Genomic DNA, 22,743 nt, shown 5'->3' with positions numbered 1-22,743 from the left:
TATGAGAAAAAAATACCATCAAAGGAGGAGTTATGGGACAAATATTGCATGGGTGCGCCAAAACAACACAGACGATTCGTAGAGCAATACAAAATAGAAAAGAGAGCATAGCAAAACTCTCCAAGCATTATAAACTTAATCCAAAAACTATTATTAATTGGAGAAAACGTTCATTTACGAAAGATGCTGATATGGGTCCAAAGCGTCCAAGATCGACTGTTTTAACGCTAGAAGAGGAAGCTATAATAGTTACATTTCGCAAGTATACACTACTGCCACTAGATGATTGCCTTTACGCTCTGCAGTCTACAATTCCGCGTTTGACTCGCTCTAGCTTGCATCTTTGTTTACAAAGACACAACATTAGCAGATTACCAACTGTTGATGGAGAAGTTAAGTCAAAAAAGAAATTCAAACAATATCCTATCGGTTACTTTCATATTGATATTGCTGAAGTTAGAACTGAGGAGGGCAAATTACATTTGTTTGTTGCTATTGATAGGACATCCAAATTTACCTATGTTGAGTTGCGTAACAGTGCTACAAAACCCATAGCTGCTGAGTTCTTACGTAATTTGATTAGAATTTTACCGTATAAAATCCATACTATAGCTCTTTTTACAATAATCCGAACAGACCGTAATATGCTACTGGCCTGCTATAGCCATAAACACATATCTTATCGCATTCGGACTATTATAAGAAAGGCTATATTTTGACAGATAACGGTATACAATTTACAAACCAGAAGCGTCATAAGTATGCTTTCCAACACATATTTAATAGAGTTTGCGAAGAGAATGTTATTGAACATCGTTTGACAAAAGTTAGCCATCCTTGGACAAATGGGCAAGTTGAGCGTATGAATAAAACTTTAAAGGATGCTACAGTTAAGAAGTATTACTATCAATCGCACCAGCAACTTAAAGAACACCTTTATAACTTTGTTATGGCTTATAATTATGCAAAGAGACTCAAAACTCTTAAGGGTCTTACTCCTTATGAATTTATATGTTATCAGTGGACACAGTCTCCAGAATTATTTATACTAAATCCACACCATCACACTCTGGGACCATACATCTTAGAGCCCAAAGTTATTTAAGTAATGCTTCTATTCAAAGCCATGTAACTCAGGATAGGAATTTTAGGCTACCTTAACTTTTCGATCTCATTGAAAGGAAGGTCAGTGATTTTAGAGATAACATCAATAGGAACACCGGCTTTGAGTGAGTTTTTAGCCACTTCGATTTTTTCTTCTAGTCTACCTTCTAGTCTACCTTTATGAGTAGCATCATCGAGTTTTTGAGCGAGGACAGCCTGTTCATCACGAATACGCTTGATCTCTTGTTCATAGGCAATAAATTCTTTTTCAGACCAGTTGAATCTATTTAGTTCTTCATAAGCTCTTTTAATTATTAGATCACTTCCTATTATTCTTTCTAGCTCTTCTTCACTAGTTTCATCTGCATATCTAAAGAAGTAGATCCATTTCTCAACAATACTTGAAAGCTGATCTTCCTTCGTTTTTGTAAATTTAGGTAATTCAATAAATATAAAGTAAAAATCTTTCAAATCATGTTCATTAGTGTCTTCATCTCTAATAGTATGTTTTGATTTATACTCAGACTTATCAGGAAATAAAATACAATCTGCTATAGCAATAAAGATAATTTCCTTAAGGTCATGGTATTGATCACCCTTACTAGCTTGTCTTGAATAAGCTTTAGCAGCGTAGTATTGGGCACGTTTTTCGAAGCCTTTGGTTTTAGCGACCTGCATTTCGACTATCACTTGTAGCCCACTTTCGTCTCTACAAAGAACATCAACAATGCTTTGTTTTTTAGAGGCAATATCAGGGTCTTGAATAGTACTTAAAAACTCTATACCCTTTATTGCACTTTTTCCGGTGAAGCCAAGGATGTCATTGAGGAAGTGAATGAGAATATCCTTATTTTTTTCAGTACCAAAGATACGCTTGAACGATATATCATTTTTAGGATCGAGGAACTTCGAAAGAGCCATAGGAAATTCACTTAAAAAGTATTAATAATTGTACACAATCGTGAAGAAATATTCAACTAAAATTCAAACATAGAAAGAAGCATCCCTTTTGTATATCTTTATTTGGTAGTATTAACCTATATAATATCTATTTCTGTATGGCAAAGCATACTACTGTTTCCATAAGGTACCAAATAGCGCAAAAAGTAAGGATCTGGAGGTTAAAGCGAAAATATACTCTGAAAGACTTAGTAGACAAAACAAGCATAAACTATCACACGCTGCTAAGATATGAGCAAGGAACATGTGGTATTCCAGTTGAAAAGTTAAAAATCATAGCAGAGTCGTTATCAATCCCTATTAGAAATCTCTTTCCAAGACGAAAAGTACTAAAAGAAAACAGTTGTTTTGACGAAGCTAGGAGCCAGGAAATGTATAATTTCATAGAAAAAACAGGAGGACGCAAAGCAATTTACGCATTAACCAAATCTATCCGAGCTGAGGAAGAAAGTAATGTAAAAGCAGCAAGAATAAGAATTGCAAAGAATCTAGTTAAGGCGGGGTTTGATACTGAGATTATCTATCGAGCAACAGGCTTATCAACTGAAGAATATGCTGATAAAGAGAGACACGAGCCAAACGGAGGACAAGAGATAAAAAAGTGGAGAATAATAAGGGGATATACGCAAAGCAAAAAAGCTAGATATATGACCCTCACAGATACATCACTACGAACAAGACTATTTTAAGTGAAAGGTTATGGGAAATAGCAAAAGAATCATCAGTGAATGCTGAAGATCTGATAAAGGAAGAAGATAATTATGAAGATGGTGAAGGAGAAAATGAATTATTAAGTTTGGCAAGAGAATATAGAAAAATTGACAATCAAGAATCACGAGATGAGCTAAATATATGGGTAGAATTTTTATTGCAAAGAAAGCAAATTTACAAAGAGAAGATTAATAAAATAGAGGGAATGAAAGTTGTAAATAATTTACTTCAGTTAGGTTTTTCTACTGATGTTATTCCTAAAATAGTAACAACTTCTTTTACATAAAGAATTAATTTTCAATTAGATAAAATAAGTATCTGTTAGTATCTTAATATTTTGATGAAAAAATAAGTAAAAAAGATTTAAAAATTGATTTGACTTCACTCGGAAGCTATGGCTTTATGCCAAGACTGCTAAAAAAGTAGCAGTAAACAATTAAAAACAATTTGTTATTAACGAGGAGTATATTTTATGAATAATAGTGAAAAACTTACAGAAGAAATAGAGAGAGTACTACAAAGCGGAGGAGGAAGTGCTCTATTTGATCGCGAAATAGTGGCAGTGCTTCTAGGAGCAGTTCATGACAGAAAGCAAGCACAAGATGTGACTAAAACTTTAATGGATAATTGCCCAGGAATAGGAGAAATTTTAGGGCGAGAAATCGATGACCTGAAAATAATAGACGGAATGACTGAACATGCAGCCGCAGCAATTGAATGTGTTAAAGAAGCTTACAAGAGGGCACTAAGAGAAGGGTTAAAGAGAGGCCCTGTAATGGATAGCCAAGAAAAGCTCATAGAATATGTAAGGGTAAGTATAGGCTTTTCAGCAAAAGAAGCTGTCCAGATAATATATTTGGATACACAGTACCGTTTGATAAGAGACGAAGTGTATTTTGGTACAATAGATGAGGTGCACCTATCTGAAAGGAAAGTGGTAAAAAAGGCATTATCAATGGAGGCAGCATCGATAATATTAGCTCACAACCATCCAGGAGGGAGTTTAGAACCATCAGAAGATGATAAAGTTATGACTAGAGAATTAGTGTCAGCATGTCAAGGGGTGGGAATTGAGCTAGAGGATCACATTATTGTGACGGACAAAGGATATTGCAGCTTTAAGGAAAGAGAGCTGTTATAAAGATGGATGCCAAATTTTTCAGGTTTGGGAAGTTTGGCTACCACTGCTAGTGGAAACAATACGAAATATGAATATAAGTGCTTTAAGAAAAGCGTATTTCTATAGCTGAGATTTGGAAAAAGACATAACAAAAGTTGTAAAACATACAAGATCTTTGTATAACTTGCATATTAAGTTATAATAAACGAATAAAAGCCCAAAAAGCTCTATTCTTTTGTTATAAATAGTTGCAAACCATACAAGATCTTTCTAATATTTGTATATTAAGTTAATAGTAAAGCAATAAATTGCGCTATAGACTTAGATAATATGCTTAATATAGGAGGCTTATATGGCTAGTAAAAAAATTACAATGGTTCGAAAAGACCCAAATAAAAAGAATCGTAAGTTCAATATTAACCGCAAGTTATTGGGCAAAATATTTAGTGCTCTTGAGGGCATTGATATACAACCGTCTAACTTTGTGAGCAAAATTAATAACCAGAATCCTGGAGGTACAATGCCTTCCCCTAGTAGAGATGGTCGCGAAAACCAAATAAACTTCGAAGAAGGACTTGACCGTATTTATGGCACAAAACCAGCAAGTAATCAAGAAGATTATCCAGAGGGGTTAAATCCATTTGCCTCAGGCCTGCAAAAAATAAAGCTAAGTGCAAGGGAAAATAAAAAGTTGAGCTGGTTTAAAAGTGCAGTGGTAAAAGCAGGCAGCCCAAAAGAGATGCATAAGGTTGTGGATCAAGCTCTATCTGCTGGAATAAGGATAAATGCATGTCATGAAGGAGAATGGAGTTTTTCCGAGTATGTGATATTAGGCACACATTTTCACAAAGTCAAAAAAGGTGAACTAAAAAAAATAATGCGTGAATTAATGCTGAAGGGTGCAGAGTTTCATGACAGGCTATTGCAGAATGAGCTGGTAGGTGAAACTTATAACGAACTGCAAAAAGAGGTGCAGCCACAGCTAGACAAGCAACTTGAAGAACTGAGGAAAGTCGGTGAAAGTGCTGTTCAAAAAGGAGCTGTAATAGATGTGGAAATAGACAATACAACATCGTATACGGAATTTTCTGAGGGTAGCACAGTAGAGCCTGCAAAAGTAATAGAAGGCTTAGGTCTAAACAGATGTAACATCATAAAAATAGGCAATAGAGAATTTGAAGTCAAAAACGAGAAAGGAGGTGAGAGAAATTACACTGATATATCGGACAATAGCGTTTTTGAGGTAACATTTCCAACAAGCATTGGTGGACTAAGAGTTATACTGTACCACAAAGCAGAAAACGACCACCAAGTACAGGTAAGAGTAGCAGATACAGAAATGTGGTCTGAACTACAAAAAAGAGGTGAAATAATAGGAAAAGGTTGCCTCTTTGGGGGAACGACAGTCAAAGAGGAGATAAGGGCGGATCACTCAAGTGAAACACTGTCGTGGGTAAATAGGGCATGTGGAGGTAGCCAAGAAGCATTTAGGAAACGTTAAACAAAGGACTTCCTTCTCAAATTGGACTGCGTAAAAGCTTTATATAAATCGCAGTCCAAGCCGAGCTCTTCCAATAAACATAAGCTAAATTTAATCTTTTGACAAAGTAGGTTATAGCAAAAAGCCTATTAACAGGGTATACATGTTTATTTCCGTAAAACCGTTGCGGCATGGCAAATATCTCTATAAGATACAAAATAGCGCAAAAAGTAAGAAGCTGGAGGTTAAAAAGAAAATATACCGTAAAAGACTTAGCAGGCAAAACAGGTATAAACTATCATACGCTGCGAAGATATGAACTAGGGGTATGTGGCATTCCAGATGAAGAGTTACAAACAATAGCAGACGCATTATCAGTTAGTTTTAGTGATCTACTTCCTAGACAAAAAGTACTCAAAGAAAATCGTTGTTGTGATAAGACTCAATGGATGTCCAATTTCATAGAAAAAACAAGGGGAAGCAAGGCAATCTACGCATTAACCAAATCTATCCGAGCTGAGGAAGAAAGTGCTATAAAAGCAGCAAGAATAAGAATGGCAAAAAATATGCTCAAGTTAGAATTTGATGCTGATATTATCTACCGAGCAACAGGCTTATCAGTTGATGAATATGAAAATAAAGAAGAAAAAAGTTCTAAGCGTTCCAACAAGAGGGATGGAATGAAAAAGTGGAGGATAATACGGGGATATACTCAAGAGGAATTAGCGAAGGAGCTTGGTATAGGAGGTCCACAGATACATTACTATGAACAAGGAAGCACCATGTTCGGTGAGAGGTTATGGGAAATAGCAAGAAAATTATCAGTGAATGCTGAAGATCTGGTAGCGGAAGAAAACTGTTGTGAAGACGAAGATACAGATAGTGAAGGAGAAAAAGAGCTATTAAGCTGGGCGAGAGAGTTAAAAAAAATTAACAATCAAGAATCACAAGATGAACTGGATATATGGGTAGAATTTTTATTGCAAAGAAAGCGAATTTATAAAGAAAAGATTGATAAAATAGAGGGAATCAAAGTAGCAAATAATCTACTTATACTAGGTGTTTCTGCTGATGCTATTTCTTCAATAACTAGCTTGACTGTTGAGGAAATTGCGCAACTTACGCTCCCAACGGAATTAAAACTATGATAATTTATATAATATATTATGATATAGATGAAAATAGTTAATCTATTTAAGATTTCTCTGAAGTTTTGCTTGCGGCTTTTTCTTTTACCGGTTCAACCGATACATCTTGAATTTCCTCTTCCGGCTTGTTTGGTTCGGCTACTTCTTTAGATTCTGCTGCTAATTTGCGTTGTTTGATAAACTTCTTCAATGTTTTGACTGCGATAAAGTTTATACTGAAAACACATGCAGAAGTTACCGCTAATGCTGGCAAGGGAGCTAAACTGAATGTTGGTAAAATTGCCACGATTGTAGCAGATGTTAGTAAAAATGCTAGTCTTTTGCTCCCGATTATCTTGTTTTTCTTGGACTTTATGGGGTTTAGGCTTTTTATTTTCCCTTTTAGCTTTTTGAAGCCTTTTTTGAATATGTCACCCTTTTTCAGCTCTTTTTCTACGGGTTTTGCTTTCTTTATTTTAAAGCTTTTTATTTTTTCTTTTATTCCTTTTTTATCTTTTTTTGCTTTAGAGGTTACTTTCGAGCATAGGCTAGGTTTCATCACAATTTCAGAGAGCGGTTTTGGCTTATCGTTTGAAGTTTTAGCTTCTTGCCCCTTAGCATGTTTTTTGGGCGAAATTATGTTTTTTAAACCTTTCTTTGCTTTGTGGTATAATTTCTTTAGTTTGCTTGGCATCGTTCAATATTGCAGAATCTATCTATTACTTCCTGGTTGTCCTCTATCATTGCCTTTGCCTCTTGCTGAAGAGATTTGATATTTTTTGATGTAATATTATCCATGTCAGGTGATGCTATTTTTAATTGCGATTGTATTCTTACGTATCTATTGCCTATTACTTGATTCATCTGATAATTTACGCAGTCCAATCCAGAGGCAAACATCACATTTAACAAAGGTTTTATCCAGCTTATTTTTCCAAATCTCCTTGAATTAGCTATACTTCTATCTGTTCTTCCAGTACCTATCGATAACAGTAGAGTATCATCATTTGGAAATAACCTCTTACCACTTGCATATGCACAAGCCGCTGGATTATTAGCAAACACTCCGCCATCTATCAACACTCTCTCTGTTTGGCTAATTTTTAGACGTTTTGGTGTAAAGTACGTTGGGGCAGCTGTTGTAGCTCTGAGTGCATCTTTCAACTTAATGTTTTCTTCTTTCCAACTTTTGAAGAAAAACTCACAACTATTGTGAATGTCATAACTGGTGAGCAGTAGATTACTCGCAACATCGGCCATAGTACTTTCACCAAAGTATTTGTTGAGAATAAATTCCATATTTCTATACGAGTACTGAGAACCACTCAGCCAAGAAGCAATTGATTTTCTCCAAAATGATTATTGAAAGCCCAGAACAGATAAAATCTGTAAAACCAAAAAGAAACTCCCTCTTTACTTTATGTTCTTTGGGTATAGTGTTATGAAGAAGCGCTTCTGCAGCTATAACCGAAACAATCAATGGTGCTATAAATGCCCGTTTGAAAGCATGGTTTTGGGGGAAATGGTAAAACCATTGATGGAGTTCTTTTTGGGCTACCTCGTTTAGAAGATTGTATAACCTAACCGTCCCAAGCTGAAGTGCTTCTTATCATAATAATATAGGAGGGATTTTATATGGCAGAAGCAAAAAGTAAATTAAAAACAATAAACCTTGATGCAGCAGGGATTGATATTGGCTCGACTGTACATTATGTATGTGTACCTGAAGGAAGAGATGAACAACGTATCCAAAAATTTGGGTGCTTTACAGTAGATCTACACAACTTAGCAAAGTGGTTAAAAAAGTGTCAGGTTAGAACTGTAGCCATGGAGTCAACTGGAGTATATTGGATTCCCTTATTTCAAATATTAGAATCACATAAATTTGAAGTAAAATTAGTAAATGCGCGACATGTCAAAAATGTGCCTGGTAGAAAGTCTGATGTTCAAGATTGTCAATGGCTGCAACAATTGCACAGCTATGGACTGCTTCAAGGATCATTTAGACCGGATAATCAAATGTGTGTACTGCGTAGTTACGTTAGAGGTTGTCCGGAAACAAGTAAAAGGCTATAATATCTGAAATTTTAGTACGGGGTAAAGATGAGAAAAAAGTATCCAACAGATCTAAGCGAAAGGGAATGGGCAAGAATAGAAAAACACTTCAGAGTATCATACAAGAAAGGAGGAAGGCCGCCAAAGTATAGCAAAAGAGAAATATTAGAAGCAATTTTCTATGTATTGCGTACAGGGTGTCAATGGCGGTATTTACCAAATGATTTTCCGCTATGGAAGACTGTGTATGAGCAGTTCAGGCAATGGAAGAAGCAGGGAATTTTTGAGAAAATGAATTATGAAATTACAAAATATAGTAGAAGAAAAATAGGAAGGAATGAGCAGCCGAGTGCCTGTATAGTAGATAGTCAATCTGTAAAGACTACAGAAAAGGGGGGATCAAAGGCTATGATGGAAGTAAAAAAGTAAAGGGTAGAAAAAGGCATATAATTACAGACACTCAGGGTTTTATACTAGGTTGTTACGTAGGCGCTGCTAACGAAAATGATAGAGATGGTATTAAAATAGCATTAAACAATATGAGAACAAAATATACTAAAGTTAAAAAAATGTGGGCTGACATGGGATACCAAGGAAGAAATTTAAAGAATCACATAAAGGAAGAATATGACATAGATATTGAAATTGTTAAAAGGCCTCCATGTAGATTTTGGGTGCACAAAGATACGCCACCTGAGCTACTACCAACAAGAGAACAAGGGTTTAAAGTACAGCCAAGAAGATGGGTTGTAGAAAGGACTTTTGCTTGGGTTAATAGGAATAGAAGGCTATCGAAGGAGTATGATTTACTCACAACATCCACTGAGAATTTCATATACCTAGCTATGAGTAGGGTTATGTTAAAGAGGGAATATGCTTGAATTTACTAGTTTCCGGACAACCTCTTAGACAACGTGCTAATCTAATTGAAAATGCAGCTAAACATACTCAACGTATGCAAAAAGCGCTAATTCAAATGAATATTCAATTACACAAGGTTATTAGTCATATTACTGGGATAACTGGTATGAAAATCATTGAAGCTATAATTGAAGGCGAAAGAGATCCTGAGAAATTGGCTAAATTCAGGGATGCACGAATAAAAAATGATCAGTCTACTATAGCAAAAGCGTTAGCTGGTGATTATAGAGAGGAACACTTGTTTGTGCTAAAACAAGAATATGCAGCATATACTTTTTTTCAAGAGCAAATAACGGGATGTGATAAAAGTATAGAAAATTACTATAAAACATTTGAAACAAAGTCGAATGAGAACAGGGCATTGAATAAGACACGAAAGAGAAAACAGAAGAATAGTCCAGATTTTGCCGTAGATGAAGATTTATATCGAATAACGGGGATGGATTTTACTAGAGTTCCAGGACTTGATGTATTAAGTATACAGGCTATCATTTCAGAAACAGGTATAAATCACAATAAATGGAGGACAGAAAAGCATTTTTCTTCCTGGCTCGGATTAAGTCCTGCTAATAAAATTACAGGAGGGAAAATTATTGGAACAAGAACTCGTAAAGTTGTTAATCGTGCTGCAACTGCCTTGCGACTTGCTGCTCATTGTGTATCAAGAAGCAACACTGCACTTGGTGCATACTGCAGGAGGTTAAAGAAGCGACTAGGGATACCAAAAGCGATCACTGCTACAGCAAGGAAATTAGCATGTATTTTTTATAATATGCTAAAATATGGACAAGAATATGTAGAAAAAGGAATGAACTATTATGAAACACTCTACAAAGAGAGAGTAGTCAAAAATTTGACTAAAAAAGCAAAGGAATTTGGTTATATACTAATGAAAGAGGAGCCGATAGATGAAGAAGGTTCTTAGGAGTTTCTTAGAAGATATATGCTCCATACTCTTGGTAAAGTTCAACCAAATCATTGGCAGAGTATTGAAGTTTATTGCTTTTACAAAGTCCAGCAACAATAATCCCACCGGTTGAGGTGCCTGCCATTAAATCAAAAATCTGGGAAATTGGCTTTTTTGTCCTAGATTCAATTTCTGCAAGAATAATGGCAGGTATTATCCCTCTAATGCCACCTCCATCTACAGATAAAATGTACTTTTTCACTGTAAAATTTATTTGTGTTTGTGAATAGCTTCAAGTTCGTTGACTTCTTCAGTGAGGTTTTTCACTCTCTCTTCAAGTCGATAGACTATTTCGATTAGTTCTTGGTTTTTTTCTATAAATTTATCATGGATGTGTACACGTAAGTCAAGTTTTGCCAACCACCATATGAATCCTACAGTCTGTAGAACTATTGTTATTATTACCGCTATTGGGATTTTTTGCTTTTTCATGTGAAAATATTAACTTGTTATGGATAGTTTTAGAAGTTTATATACAGATTATAGAAAACTTACAGCTTTAGTGATTACTTTTTGTTGATTCGTATCGGTCCTCTGCTTCTGCAAGTAGCTTTATTATTTGATCATAGGGCTTGTCTTTATTGTGTCTTGACCTTAGTGCGGCAATTCCTCTTGGTGTCTTTCCGTTATTATCTATGATATTAGGGTTTGCTCCTTTCTCTAATAAAAACTCGATAACCTCTAAGTTTCCCGAGTGTGTAGCATTATGTAGTGCTGTACTTCCATACTTACTAGTAACATGTATATTTGCTTCTTTATCCACTAAAAATCTTACAACTTTTAGACATCCTGAATTTGATGCATAGCCAAGAGGTGTTAAACCAGAAGACCCTATTTCATCAACATATACTACATTTTTTCCTACCAAAAGCTCAATAACCTCATAACTGCAGCTTTCAGCCGCTGTCTGTAATATTTTCCTATAATAGGAGTTAGCTCTAGATTTTTGATAGCAATATGTAATAACAATACATACCATTAATATTATAAACCATACAAAATGTATTTTTTCTTTTTCATTACATTTCAGTTGACTCATATTCAGTAGTTTCTTTACATTGAACAGACTATATACTTATTTTTCCTTAACATCGTTTTCATTTACTTAAAGATGCTGATAATATGGTAAAATAACCTGAGCTATTTAAAGTATGCTCCGCTCTATTAATTATCCATTCACCATCCACCGCTTGATTAAAACCTATAAGACTAAGTTTAGCTTCTGCGAATAACTCCGGATTACCAGGCATAGTTATATCTAAAGTTTCATTGTTACGCTTCAATTGTTTTAATTTGGCATTTGCTGCACTTAGTGCTGACTCTGCATTTGAGTAAAGTTCCAGCATAATATAACTTGGTTCACTGCTACCAACTGTTTCTTTAATAGTTTCGCCCTTTTCATAGCTATGCCATTTTGCTACTACTGAATTATACTTATCACGTACGGTAAAATGCACTTTCCAATTAATTGTGTCTTGAGGTCTAATAGTCATTGTTCCTAAAGCTCTTCCTGTGGCTGATTTTGCCATATTCTTTGAAATAAACAATATATACCCACCAGCTAACTTTGCCATTGCTTCACGCTCTGTTGCAATCTTTGTTAACAGACTTATATCACTTTCATCTACCTGATTAATGTGGGGTATTAATACATTCTTAAATTCCTCAGCAACTTTATGTCCATATCCATGTTTTTGAGCTATTTCTTTCACTAAGTTTTCTATGGTAATTTGATGCCATTCTTTTGATACTTTTGCCTTCAAAGATATTCTTAAATTTGTTGCATGAGCTTTGATTAGTAGAGTCTTAGGTGGACTTTGTATTGTAACTTCGTTGACTGTATATATGCCCATTGGAAAGATTCCAATTTCCTTATAACCTAGTGCTATGTTTAATTCATTTGGAATTTCTACATTTTCATTACCATAATCAACACATACCTCTGCAACATCATCTATAGTACCAGATTCATCAGTAAGATGCACTGATATTACATGATCTTTTATTCCCTCAATGCTAAATTCAGGTTTCATTTATTCCCACACTTTTAACTTTGATTTTTTTAATTGCTCTTGTATTAAAGGCAGTTTAATCCTTAACCCAGATGGTAAAGAACCACTATACTCTGCAAGACCAGGATTAGCCTCTAAAACTACTTCCACTACTCCTCTAGTTGCTCCATAATGCCTCCAGCAAATTAGATCTATCATCTCTCCTTCCTTACTCCAGTAATATGTTGCCATTTTTAGTTAAATCTCCTCAAACTTAAACTAAACTCAACCTTTTTTGGTAATCCACAAGGAAAAAATGATGTTTGTTTTTTCTCTATCCGTACAATCACAAACCTCCCTAAAACATTACCTAAACTGTCTACTAAAGTATGTGGTTCTTCTGCTTCTTTCATACTTTTTAATTGATTTAAATCATTGAGATTATGGAAATAAATTACTCCTTCTAAGTCTATATTTTCTGTGCCTTGGCCAATATTTTGTAATGAAGGTATTTTACCAATGCACTCAATTGTACTCCAACGATTTTCTTTACTGCACCTTACACTTGTTGGAGAAAGCTTATGTTGACCAAGTGATAGCATTAGTAAATTGGTTCTATTGAATCAAACAGAACGTCTCGCGATTTTTCTCTTATTCTTTTTATTACTGCATCAGCAAGACTACGTACATCTTGGTTAGGTTCTGCTTTTATACTTATATTAAATGTAAAAGTTTGATTGAAAATTTTTTGTTCACACTTTTCACAGTCTTTTAAAACTTTCTCTGAATTATCTGCTACAGAACCTTTTTCTGTAATTACACTGGCACTTTCAATCATATTCGTTCTACTATTCGAAATTCCACTAAAAGCATTATTGTGCAGTAAAGGATTTCCTTTACTAAAAACATTATTTTTACTGATTATCTTAGTTGTACCGCCTATTTTTGCTTTTACTGGTTTCTCTAATGCTTTTATTGGACTATCATTAAACAATTTTCCCAAACCAATCCAATTTTCTATAGGTTTTGCAATTGATTTCCAGATACTTGAGAAAAAGTCCTTTACCTTTTGCCAATTAGCGATTACAAGCGCTGCACCAACTGATAGTCCAGCAACAGCAGCTCCTATAGGATTGGTAACCACGGCTAACGTTAAGGCTTTCAGTCCCATGATTACTGCTGGAATTACTCGAGCTGATAACGAAGTTAATACTGGCAAAAGTGTTCCGTGTAAAATAGCCTTAAAAGTTAATATTCCACCTCCAGCCAATGCAAATGCATAACCAAAACCTACCACTGCAATCTTGCCAATAATAAGAGCTGAAATTATGCTCATAACTCCTGTGGTCAAAATTGGACACTTCTCTGCGAACCAAGCTATACCTATAGATATAGACCTCAAAATCTTACTTATCCAATTTAAAGGAGGTAGCATAACTGACCCTAAGTTCATTCCTAGCTCTGCTATTGTATTTTTAAGTAGCTGCAAATTATTTGCTGTAGTACTTGCACGGTTATTAAATTCCTTTTGCGTAGATTTGTTATACTTTTCTTTATCAGCCACAAAATCTATTGCTTTTTTATATTCTTCCAAACTTCCAACTATTAATGCAATATCATCTTGATATTCTTGACCAAAGAGATTTAGAAGGATTTGTGAACGTTCCTGTCTATCTACTTTTTCTAGAGTTTCAAAAAAATAAAGTAGAGCGTTTTGCCCGTTTTCAGCAACCTTTTGTGACATTTCCTCTGCAGTGATACCTATCGATTCCAATGCTGCTTTGAACTCTTTTCCTTGCCCTTCAGCAGTTTGAAGTTTAGAAAGCAGAGCATTGACAGCAGTTGCTACTTTTTCAGGTTGTTTACCTAAACTAACGAAGGCATTTACTAAACTACTTGTCTGATTAATATCTAAACCAAATTGTTTTGCATTACCACCCACTCTAGCAAGTGCTTCAATCATATCGTTTGCCTTAGCTGCAGTATTATCTGATAGGTAATTTATAACATCACCAACTCCTTCCATCTTCTCTACTGCAATTCCATAAATGTTAGCGATTTTAGCTATGGAATCACCAGCTTGTTCGGCAGACATATCAAATGCTGTGGCCATTTTAGCTACTGTTGTGGTAAATTCAAGTAGCTTACCTTTGTTGATACCAAGCTGTCCACCACTTGCAGCTATTTGTGCTAACTCTGCAGCTGCTAATGGTATTTCACGGGATAATTTCTTCAATTTTTGAGCAAATTCTTCAGCTTCGTTTGTACCAGAAGTAAAGTCTACGACCTTTTTAATATCAGCCATGGCACTTTCAAAGTCAATCGCAACTTTAATTGGAGCTGCAAGTGAAAGACCTAGTCCTATAGTCTCCATTGCTTGTGATCTATAATGCGCTTTTTTTGCCAAAGCATTTTGCTGTTTTTGTATTACAGATCCTAATTTACTGTATTTTCCTTTTAGTACTTCAATAGATGAACCAAGTTTAGTTTGATCTCTCACTAAAGATTTGACATCCTTTCCACTTTTCCTGATTTCTTCATTTAATGTGTGAAGAGCATCTCTCTTTTTGATATAAGCCTCTTTTGCTTTTGATGCTGATGCTTTCAATTTTTCAAATTCATTTCTCAGTGCTTTGCTTGGCTCTTTTTTTTCCTTCTTCTCTTTAGCAATTGCTGCGGCTGATTCTTTTGCTTTCTTCTCCGCTTCCTTCCAATTCTTCATAGCTTCAAGGGCATCATGATTTAGTTGCTTAAATTTGGAAACCGATTTCATTGACGAATCAAGCTGCTTTATACTATCACCCAACTTAGAAAGCTTTGCTGCACTACCTGTCATTGCACTATTAAAACTGCCATCTAACGTTGCACCGATCTTTATTGAAAGCATTGACATTTTTTTGTTACTCCTTCACTTACTTCTAACCACTTTAGAAACTCTTTTATACTCATATTAATAATTTGCTCAATTCCACTTCCTGTTGTTGAGCTAAGTTTTAAAATATTGAATCTTAACTCCTCTGTTCCAGCGGCGACAAAAAATCTTTTAGTACCTTTTGTATTTCTACATAATCTTTAATACATAAATCTTCAACTACTTCTTTTGGCACAGATGCTAGATTAGCAATTAAAGCTACCTCTTTCAAAGCTTCGCCTTCTATGCGTTCTATAGCAAGTAAATCTCTTACTTTAGGTTCACGCATCGATAACTCTGAGACAGAAATTCCATCAACTGTAATTGGGTTGTTTAGTGTTATAGTGTGCATTATTGCCTCCTTAAAATAAAATTTCGAAATCTTTTCATATGCCTAAAACCGTTTGTAGCAAAGCCATCTGATCCACACCATTTATCTTTCTAATCATATTTTCAGCATCGATTTCTATTAATTCATTACCACCTATAGTAAGTTTATAGTAATGAGCAGCTACAGTACACTTCAGCGTTGCTTTTTCAGCAGGTTTCCAGTTACCAAAATCAAATTCTTTAAAAATGCCTCTTAAATTGATTATTACTGCTTCAATATCATTACTACCACTCCCTTGCATTCCACCTCTGAGTGTCAAAGAAACTGAATTCCCATTTATTAGACCAAATAGCCTAAAGAGTTCTGTATCGTATTCAGAAAAAGTGAAATCTGCTTCAAGCTTTTCCATGCCCATATCAATATTTATTGGAATATCCATACCACCAGCTCTGTACTCTTCGGTTTTTATGGTAAGCTTCGGCAAGGTTATTTCATCTATTTTTCCTGCATAACCCCGGCCATCAACAAATACGTTAAAATTTCTCAGTATTTTCGGTAACACTTTGCTTTCTCCTAACTTATTACACTATTATTTACGAGATGAGATTTGAATGTTATTTGCTCAGCCGGATATGGTAGTGTAAATTCGAAATCAAAATATACTTTCCCGCTTGCAATATTTGTTGGTGTATTGAGCTCTGGAGTTGCATAACATTTTCCGCTAATAATCGCTCCTTGTACTTTTAAATTGGCCAAATAAGAATTCACCCCCTCAATCACATCATCTATATAAGTTTTGGTGATATTGCGATCAACTGCCCATAAATGAGCTCGAAGTAGACTATCATTGATTAAATCTGCAGTCCTTCTCACTGACAGAAAAGCCCATTTTGAGTCATTTGAACATGTTCTATTTCCCCAAAGCCTATAGCCGTTTTGATGAATTATCGTTGTTACTTCATTTTCATTTAAGTGGTTTGCTCTACAATTTGCATAACCTAAGCTAAAATCAATAGGCCTGCTTGTGCCAACAATACCATTTATCTCTTTATTTGAAGGTGAATGCCAGAAGCCTTGTTCGCTGTCTATTTTAGCTATTAAACCAGCTACAAATGGACTCGATGGCAAGATTTTTTCTTTTCCTTCAATAAATAACTTAATCCATGGGTCAACTACGTAAACTCTTGAGCTGCCTACACTTTTTCTCCATTTTATTGCTTCTTCATCATTAGTATTTGGTCCGTCTGCAACAATAATTGCTCTTAATTTTTCTGCTATGGAAATTAAAGCACTCACTACTGGATTTACTCCATCTATTTCAGGTAACTGATGAGTAAACTGAGGTGCAATTAATATTCTTGGAGCAACATGAACTATACTTTCACTACTGAGGAATGCCTCTATCCCTTGATATTCTCCAGTCTCTTTATCAACTCCACCGATTATACTTTGAATAGTTTCACTTTCTTTGAGCTTTGGATCGCTGTTTTCACTTTCTTTAACTCGAATAACTACTACTGTTGCACCAATCTGGGAAAATATTCCATTTATTGCAGAAGGTAAACTGCCACTCTTTCCGAGCTTTGCTGCTTCCTTTAAGCTTCCTGCAACTAACACTGGTTTATTTAGCGGAAATTTTTGCTCATCTGCTTCAGGTGCAGTACCAATTACACCTATCACTGATGATTTAGCTGTACGTACTGTCTTTGCTCCTGAGGTTACCTCAATAACATTTACGCCATGTAAAAATTCTTCAGCCATTTCTTTGTATTTTTTTCCTGAAATCATCTAGCAAAGTCTGTAGCTCATTTTCACTTTTGGCTTCTTCAATCTTTCTTTTGGCTAAATCTTCAAGCTCTTCACATTTAATTATTGCTTTTACTGCTTTTTTCACTTTTTCCTCAATTATTCTTGCCATTTCAATAACCGTAATACCACGGACTTTTGCTAAAGGTTCTATAATTTCTTTATCCTTTTCATCTATAGATTCTGGTGCTGCTAGAATGCTTTTTGCGGCTTCCGCTTGAATCTCATAAGATTTAGCTTTTTGGTGAGAATGACCTGCATATTGGTGAGTATGATTATCATAATAGAAACGCATACTATCAAATGCACAAAGCTTCGCATTATCCAGTAACTCCTTTTGTATATCTTCTTTAGTACGCTGAGCAATTTTTCCTCCTTCTGTTAAACAATAGCTTTTTTGCCAATCAAAATCTTCTGGTGCTTCATACCAATCATTTTCAGTTGGCTTGCTTTCAAGTGTTGTTGTTTCTACTTGTTTATCATTTTCAAATCTAATGTAGATAGACATTGTTTGTTACCTCCAAATCTCATACGTGTTAGATAATCCTGGACATTGCCAACCCCTGAGCGTCCTTTCCACATCTACCTCAAGCCCTGTGGTGAGAAAATTGCTACGTATGTTATAAATCCCCCACTGAATAAATTGACCATAGTTGTGTACATAATTTGATGCAAGCATACCTTGACTAACTTGTGTTCTGGAATACAGATAAGATGATGTGTAAAGTAATATTGCAACTGTTTTTCCTGCTGGAATCTCCACATTACCAGATCCGGCTAACTTGCTATCAGAACTCGTGTATTGGTAAACATTTTTCCATACTATTTTTGAAATACTTGATTTATTAGAATTAGTGTTATCAGGAGTTCCCACAAATAATCCTGCTCCCCCATACTCCGTACTCGAATACGATGATCCAACAAATTCCATTGTCTTATTTATGTTCACATTGGTTGTATTTTTTACAAATACTACTCCAAGTGCAGCATACGGGTAATAGTATATCTCATCATAACTACCCGAAAAACTTTTTGTGCATAACTCTCCGTAAATAAATGTTCCTTTACTTCCCTCTATAAAACTTAGTTGTCTTGGCCGATAAAAACTAACGTAATCTGTATTGTACGTATGGCTACCTGCTAGTAGTTGTAACATATAGTCAGTTTTTGTTATATCACTACTCCACTTTCCAAGCTCTGTCGTAAAAGTTCCGTGGCCAAAATAATTATTTTTTCTGCCAAGTACACCAAATAAGAAAGGTAATGACCCTGGTTCAACCATGTTGCGCTTTCTTATTTCATTTATAAGAGACGCTTTTAACTGTTCATCCCGAGTTTTTACCTCATTCAGGATGTTTTCAATTCGAGTTTCTATTTCCCTAATAATTGATGAGCCACTTGGCACATCATTAACAGTACGGAAGTTATTCACTAAACCTTTAAGACCATCTTTATGACTGTTACTAATGCTATTTATTGCTGCAATATTGGCATTCTTTCTCGTATCAAGTAGCGATAAATTTGTTGTTCCTTTTTCATCAATTCTCTTTAATAACTGCTTCTCTGATTCAGAGATCACTGCTAAAGAACTAGCTTTTTTATTATCCAGATCAGTTAAGTGTTTTTTTGCACTATCAAGAAGTTCTTTTAGCTTACCATCTGTCATCTGTACAATTTCAGAAACTGCACTTTTGTCGATTATTGATTCCAATGCTTTAGCAAGATATGCTAATTGATCTGGTGTACTGTTTTCTGCTAAATCCTTAAGCCTCTTTTGTAGTGCATCAATTATTTCTTTTACTTTAGTCATTTGCGCAATATCAGAAATAGCTTTTTTATCTGCTATCAATTCCAGCGATTTTGCAAGATATGCCAGTTGATCAGGTGTGCTACTTACTGCTAAATCCTTTATCCTTTGATGTAACGCTTCTATTGCTTCTTTCATTCCCAAAAATTCAAAAAAGTTTCAAATCTAAATCGTTCAAAATTACTTTTAAGTTGATTATGTTTATTTTCTCTATTACTCATATCCTCATCTACTTTTTCTATAGCTCTGCGAATACGTACTACATCTTCCACTGCAATATTCTCTGGGTGTGGCAAAGGATATCCGCGCCTCGTTTCATCATTTGGCATTTTCTTACGTTATAACAACCCGCAAGTTTTTTACCTTTGGCCGATAAATAACCGTTCCACTTAAAACCAATTTTACCCTTGTTTCATTGCTATTAAAGTTTGTTAGTACATGAGTTCTCTCCACCCAATTTTCCCCAATAGGTTTTCCTGATGTTAAATTTACTAATTGCCATCCTTTGACGCTTTGTTCCACATATGCTTTAACATCTGCAGTGCCAGGTATTAGCGCATCATAGGTAATTGTTATCTTAGTGTTAGCTCCTGCTGTAATGCTCCTTGTAACATAATCTCCGGACTCTGAAAGATTACCTAGAACTAGCTGTAACCCAGGATAGAGAACAGGACTTTTTTCTTTTGCACCTTTTAAATTTGCCTTTACTGTTAACTCTCCAGATAGTCTTTCACGCAGCGCGAGCGGCAAATTATCAGACAAAAAGTTTTCTTTCCCTTCTTCATCTGTTAAGATAAATTCTACATTGGTATCAAATGCTACTTTTTCAACATTTGTTAAAACTATTAAATCTGATACGTTGTTTGCAGTGACTTTACCAAGATCAATAACATGAGAATTTTCACTAAATTTTGCAGCTAGTAGTCGAAACGTTAAATCTAAATTTTGATGCGGAGTCCAGGTACTTGCATTACTTGATGATAGTAATACTCCTACTTGATATGGCTGACTCGTTACCCAGCGGCTATTTACTACATCATATTTGCCAAGCTCTGCTATTTTTACTGCTGTATCTGCATCATCGGTTAGCAAAACTATTGCATATTCTCTGCTAGATTCACACCAGACAGGAGACCAAGTTATACGTGTTGCTGTGCCATCTATCTTTATATCTTTTGGCTCAATATAGCTTTCAGCAATGACAGTCTGCGAGGGCATTCCCACTGCTGTTTCTCTAATCTGCACAACAACACGTTTTTTGCCTTTATTTACAAACCATAGCTCCACGCCTCCTATGTGTCTGCTCTCATTTAGCGTAAATGTTTGGGCTAAAGGATCAACTCGTCTTGCTGCGATCACTCTTCTTCTTTCTTCTATGGTAATAGTTTTTTTACCAGTATAAGTTGCCTCTCCATAGCTTCCTTTATCCCCATAAAACTGTACTAATTTAGTACCTGCTGGAATGTTTGCTGGGATTTTTATCTTTCCACTTATTCGTCCTTGATTTTCCACTTTTTTCCTCTATGGTATGGGTTGAATGCTTAGGCCATCAAATTTTACTTCCTTAAGCTTTTCACCAGTTGCAAAACCTTCAATCTCAAAATTTTGAGTTGCTTCTCGCATAAATTCAGTTTCGTATGAGGTACTTGACAGCAGCTCTGTTGTTTCTTTAACATTAAACACTCTGGTTACTGGACTTTTCCAATTCGTAGTAACCTCCGTCCAGTGATCTATATTTTTGTTCATGGTAACTTTTGCCGGGACTGGGTCAAAAGCTTGATATGGATTGATCTTTTCTCCTTTGGTCTGTAAAAGCTGCTCCAGTACCGGTTCAAGTTCATATGGCAACAAATAAGTTTTTTCTCCTCCATCAATATCAGCAATCGTTACATCTATTGGTAAAATTAGTTCCTTATTTACTATTGCTGCAGACTGCAAAATTCCTTGATCGCGCATATCATCATCAAAGAATGAATCAACAAATACTCCTTTTTTGGTGGTAGGTTCTCTTGAATTTGCATCATTGCGTAGACGTTCCTCTGCAACCAGCGCATAAAGATCATTTATTCCTTTTTTCATTGCTTCAAGCTCATTCATCGGTACAGCATGAATAGCATTATTCACTATTTTTACCCCTTCGCCTTTTTTCCACGTCTGATGAATGTAGCAGAGCAAAAGTTGTCCACTAGGCGCTCTAGGCATTGATGGTCGCCAAGGGTGAGAAATTCCTTTTATTCTTCTTACCACTCCTTTGCTATCGATAGTAATTAAATCATAGCGGGGCATTTTCCAGGTGTAATCAATCAGAACCAAGCTGTTATCAACTGCTCCTTTTACTTTGCATCCCTGTTCACTTATATCTTCAGGGCTTACATGAGTACGACAGCGGTAGGTTATTTGATAACTACTTCCAGGAGCTGGTTCTTTACCTGGTAATGACCAATCAACGTTTCCTGCGTTTAATTTGTAATCTATACTATTTTCATAAATAACATTGCCTTGTTTAACTTGAATAATCTCAAGTACTGCAGAGTCAGGTATCGGATCAATAGCTCCAGAGTATGAACCATGAGTAACAGTAATGGTTTTCTGAACAGTTATATCTACTTTTTTAATTTCACTTATTGGAAAATCATTAACCTTCAGTTCCATTACTCTTTGGCTATTTGGCTGAAAAGTATGTGGTTCTGATTCAACTGATTTTATATCCGGATCTTCATCAAAAGAAACACGAATACTGTGAGGAAGTTCAATCTCATAGCCATCAACATGAGCTTTGCCCTCATTAATCACAAATATTTTTTTTCCTCCTTCTCCCTCTTCCTTTTGCAGGAACATTACTTCAAGACCATTTACGACGTAGGAACCATTTGCTTCTTTGTCATAACGAGCAAGAGCAGTAGTTACTATGTTTGCTTGTGGAGGTGGTGAATGTTCTATTAATACTCCATTTTCAATGTTATAGATTGGATAAAACTCTCCTTCAGAAAAACGTGGAGAAAGACCTTCTGCTTGATAACCCCAAATGGTGGAAACTTTAAGCCTTGCAGCTCCTACTTCCTGATAATTTCTTGTACCAATAGCAGGATCACGAAGGTTTTCATCCTCAAGTTCTGTAATCGTAGATTCTACATAATAAACACCTATGCGAACTGTGGTACTCAGTGGAATAACAAATTCTTCTTTTTCAACTTTTCTAACTGCACCGCGCAGATAGATTTTTCCTCCCTCAAGTGTAACTTTACCAGTTTCTCTATCTATAATACAATTGCTTCCTGTTATAACATCACCATCACGAAATATTGCATCGCCTATGCCTTTAATCTTAGAGAGAGCATACTCCTGAGTCTCGTTTAGTTCTGCAGACTGTAGACCTCTTCCTGCTAGAAACAAGCTTTTTTCGTATTCTTTGTCAGGATTAAAGCGGTTATAATAGGCGTTTAAAGTCATTT

22 protein-coding genes and 5 pseudogenes are annotated in these 22,743 nt (G+C 35.5%); 9 read left to right on the top strand and 18 right to left on the bottom strand.

Features of this window, described 5'->3' with window-relative positions; all coding sequences use genetic code 11:
- Positions 1-32: 32 nt before the first annotated feature.
- Positions 33-1,105 (top strand): annotated as a pseudogene (locus OOK90_RS03225) (integrase core domain-containing protein).
- A 47-nt stretch (positions 1,106-1,152) separates the two neighbouring features.
- On the opposite strand, the gene OOK90_RS03220 reads toward OOK90_RS03225, so the two are convergent.
- Positions 1,153-2,025, bottom strand: a complete 873-nt coding sequence (locus OOK90_RS03220; protein WP_264705703.1) for an Rpn family recombination-promoting nuclease/putative transposase — start codon at positions 2,023-2,025, stop codon at positions 1,153-1,155.
- A 137-nt stretch (positions 2,026-2,162) separates the two neighbouring features.
- Between OOK90_RS03220 and OOK90_RS03215 the strand changes: the two genes are divergently transcribed.
- The 5 genes from OOK90_RS03215 (at position 2,163) to wmk (ending at position 6,523) form a co-directional block, all read left to right on the top strand.
- Positions 2,163-2,753 carry a helix-turn-helix domain-containing protein gene (locus OOK90_RS03215; RefSeq protein ID WP_264705702.1) on the top strand — a complete coding sequence of 197 codons (591 nt, stop codon included), beginning with the start codon at positions 2,163-2,165 and terminating at the stop codon, positions 2,751-2,753.
- A 35-nt stretch (positions 2,754-2,788) separates the two neighbouring features.
- Positions 2,789-3,061 (top strand): transcriptional regulator, encoded by a 273-nt coding sequence (locus OOK90_RS03210; protein WP_264705701.1) that lies wholly within the window; start codon positions 2,789-2,791, stop codon positions 3,059-3,061.
- A 186-nt stretch (positions 3,062-3,247) separates the two neighbouring features.
- A complete protein-coding gene (locus OOK90_RS03205) occupies positions 3,248-3,916 on the top strand; it encodes a JAB domain-containing protein (protein ID WP_264705700.1) in 669 nt (222 codons plus the stop codon).
- Between the two features lie 331 nt (positions 3,917-4,247).
- A complete protein-coding gene (locus OOK90_RS03200) occupies positions 4,248-5,396 on the top strand; it encodes a hypothetical protein (RefSeq protein WP_319803535.1) in 1,149 nt (382 codons plus the stop codon).
- 170 nt (positions 5,397-5,566) lie between these two features.
- Positions 5,567-6,523, top strand: a complete 957-nt coding sequence (gene wmk / locus OOK90_RS03195; RefSeq protein WP_264705699.1) for a WO male-killing family protein Wmk — start codon at positions 5,567-5,569, stop codon at positions 6,521-6,523.
- Positions 6,524-6,569: 46 nt separating this feature from the next.
- On the opposite strand, the gene OOK90_RS03190 is transcribed toward wmk, so the two are convergent.
- Together OOK90_RS03190 and OOK90_RS03185 are read right to left on the bottom strand one after the other, a co-directional pair.
- Positions 6,570-7,196: a hypothetical protein gene (locus OOK90_RS03190; protein WP_264705698.1), complete on the bottom strand. Its 627-nt coding sequence runs from the start codon at positions 7,194-7,196 to the stop codon at positions 6,570-6,572.
- Positions 7,181-7,861, bottom strand: a pseudogene (locus tag OOK90_RS03185) (patatin-like phospholipase family protein); the annotation flags it as partial. The pseudogene OOK90_RS03185 and the gene OOK90_RS03190, both read right to left, overlap by 16 nt.
- 276 nt (positions 7,862-8,137) lie before the next feature.
- Between OOK90_RS03185 and OOK90_RS03180 the strand changes: the two are divergent.
- From OOK90_RS03180 to OOK90_RS03170, 3 genes and pseudogenes are all read left to right on the top strand, one after another.
- A pseudogene (locus OOK90_RS03180) lies at positions 8,138-8,548 on the top strand (IS110 family transposase); the annotation flags it as partial.
- Positions 8,549-8,605: 57 nt separating this feature from the next.
- Positions 8,606-9,438, top strand: a protein-coding gene (locus OOK90_RS03175) for an IS5-like element ISWpi1 family transposase (RefSeq protein WP_094189578.1) whose coding sequence is annotated in 2 segments (ribosomal slippage) — positions 8,606-8,975 and positions 8,975-9,438 — 834 coding nt in all. Because the reading frame shifts where the segments join, the coding sequence is not laid out codon by codon here.
- A 23-nt stretch (positions 9,439-9,461) separates the two neighbouring features.
- Positions 9,462-10,403, top strand: a pseudogene (locus OOK90_RS03170) (IS110 family RNA-guided transposase); the annotation flags it as partial.
- Between the two features lie 10 nt (positions 10,404-10,413).
- Here OOK90_RS03170 and OOK90_RS03165 read toward each other — a convergent pair.
- The 15 genes and pseudogenes from OOK90_RS03165 to OOK90_RS03095 all read right to left on the bottom strand — a co-directional run.
- Positions 10,414-10,647, bottom strand: a pseudogene (locus tag OOK90_RS03165) (patatin-like phospholipase family protein); the annotation flags it as partial.
- A gap of 8 nt (positions 10,648-10,655) precedes the next feature.
- Positions 10,656-10,877, bottom strand: a complete 222-nt coding sequence (locus tag OOK90_RS03160) for a hypothetical protein (RefSeq protein ID WP_019236453.1) — start codon at positions 10,875-10,877, stop codon at positions 10,656-10,658.
- A 67-nt stretch (positions 10,878-10,944) separates the two neighbouring features.
- Positions 10,945-11,484, bottom strand: a complete 540-nt coding sequence (locus OOK90_RS03155; protein WP_264705697.1) for an ankyrin repeat domain-containing protein — start codon at positions 11,482-11,484, stop codon at positions 10,945-10,947.
- Positions 11,485-11,542: 58 nt separating this feature from the next.
- Positions 11,543-12,478, bottom strand: coding sequence for a phage late control D family protein (locus tag OOK90_RS03150; RefSeq protein WP_141456742.1), 936 nt, complete (start codon positions 12,476-12,478; stop codon positions 11,543-11,545).
- Complete coding sequence (locus OOK90_RS03145; RefSeq protein ID WP_141456743.1) at positions 12,479-12,688, bottom strand: tail protein X; 210 nt, start codon at positions 12,686-12,688, stop codon at positions 12,479-12,481.
- Positions 12,689-12,690: 2 nt separating this feature from the next.
- A complete protein-coding gene (locus OOK90_RS03140) occupies positions 12,691-13,038 on the bottom strand; it encodes a phage tail protein (protein ID WP_264705696.1) in 348 nt (115 codons plus the stop codon).
- Complete coding sequence (locus OOK90_RS03135) at positions 13,038-15,329, bottom strand: phage tail tape measure protein (protein WP_264705695.1); 2,292 nt, start codon at positions 15,327-15,329, stop codon at positions 13,038-13,040. The genes OOK90_RS03140 and OOK90_RS03135 overlap by 1 nt, the downstream gene beginning before the upstream one ends.
- Positions 15,330-15,444: 115 nt before the next feature.
- Positions 15,445-15,699, bottom strand: coding sequence for a phage tail assembly protein (locus OOK90_RS03130; RefSeq protein WP_264705694.1), 255 nt, complete (start codon positions 15,697-15,699; stop codon positions 15,445-15,447).
- A 34-nt stretch (positions 15,700-15,733) separates the two neighbouring features.
- On the bottom strand, positions 15,734-16,240 hold the full coding sequence (locus OOK90_RS03125; protein ID WP_264706158.1) for a phage major tail tube protein: 507 nt from the start codon (positions 16,238-16,240) through the stop codon (positions 15,734-15,736).
- 11 nt (positions 16,241-16,251) lie between these two features.
- Positions 16,252-17,439, bottom strand: coding sequence for a phage tail sheath subtilisin-like domain-containing protein (locus OOK90_RS03120; RefSeq protein WP_174515985.1), 1,188 nt, complete (start codon positions 17,437-17,439; stop codon positions 16,252-16,254).
- The gene (locus OOK90_RS03115) at positions 17,432-17,992 is read right to left on the bottom strand and encodes a hypothetical protein (RefSeq protein ID WP_155968663.1); all 561 of its coding nucleotides are present in this window, start codon (positions 17,990-17,992) and stop codon (positions 17,432-17,434) included. Before OOK90_RS03115 ends, OOK90_RS03120 begins: the two co-directional genes overlap by 8 nt.
- A gap of 6 nt (positions 17,993-17,998) precedes the next feature.
- Entirely contained in the window at positions 17,999-19,429 is a 1,431-nt protein-coding gene (locus OOK90_RS03110; RefSeq protein WP_022626305.1) for a hypothetical protein, read from the bottom strand.
- Entirely contained in the window at positions 19,426-19,620 is a 195-nt protein-coding gene (locus OOK90_RS03105) for a hypothetical protein (RefSeq protein ID WP_010962688.1), read from the bottom strand. The genes OOK90_RS03110 and OOK90_RS03105 overlap by 4 nt, the downstream gene beginning before the upstream one ends.
- 4 nt (positions 19,621-19,624) lie before the next feature.
- Positions 19,625-20,803, bottom strand: coding sequence for a hypothetical protein (locus tag OOK90_RS03100; RefSeq protein WP_070356855.1), 1,179 nt, complete (start codon positions 20,801-20,803; stop codon positions 19,625-19,627).
- Between the two features lie 9 nt (positions 20,804-20,812).
- Complete coding sequence (locus tag OOK90_RS03095) at positions 20,813-22,741, bottom strand: DUF4815 domain-containing protein (RefSeq protein WP_190321279.1); 1,929 nt, start codon at positions 22,739-22,741, stop codon at positions 20,813-20,815.
- Positions 22,742-22,743 lie beyond the last annotated feature (2 nt).

This window comes from Wolbachia endosymbiont (group A) of Ancistrocerus nigricornis (assembly GCF_947250785.1).
Taxonomy (GTDB): Bacteria; Pseudomonadota; Alphaproteobacteria; order Rickettsiales; family Anaplasmataceae; genus Wolbachia; species Wolbachia pipientis.
This window is presented reverse-complemented; position numbering and strand designations above follow the sequence as displayed.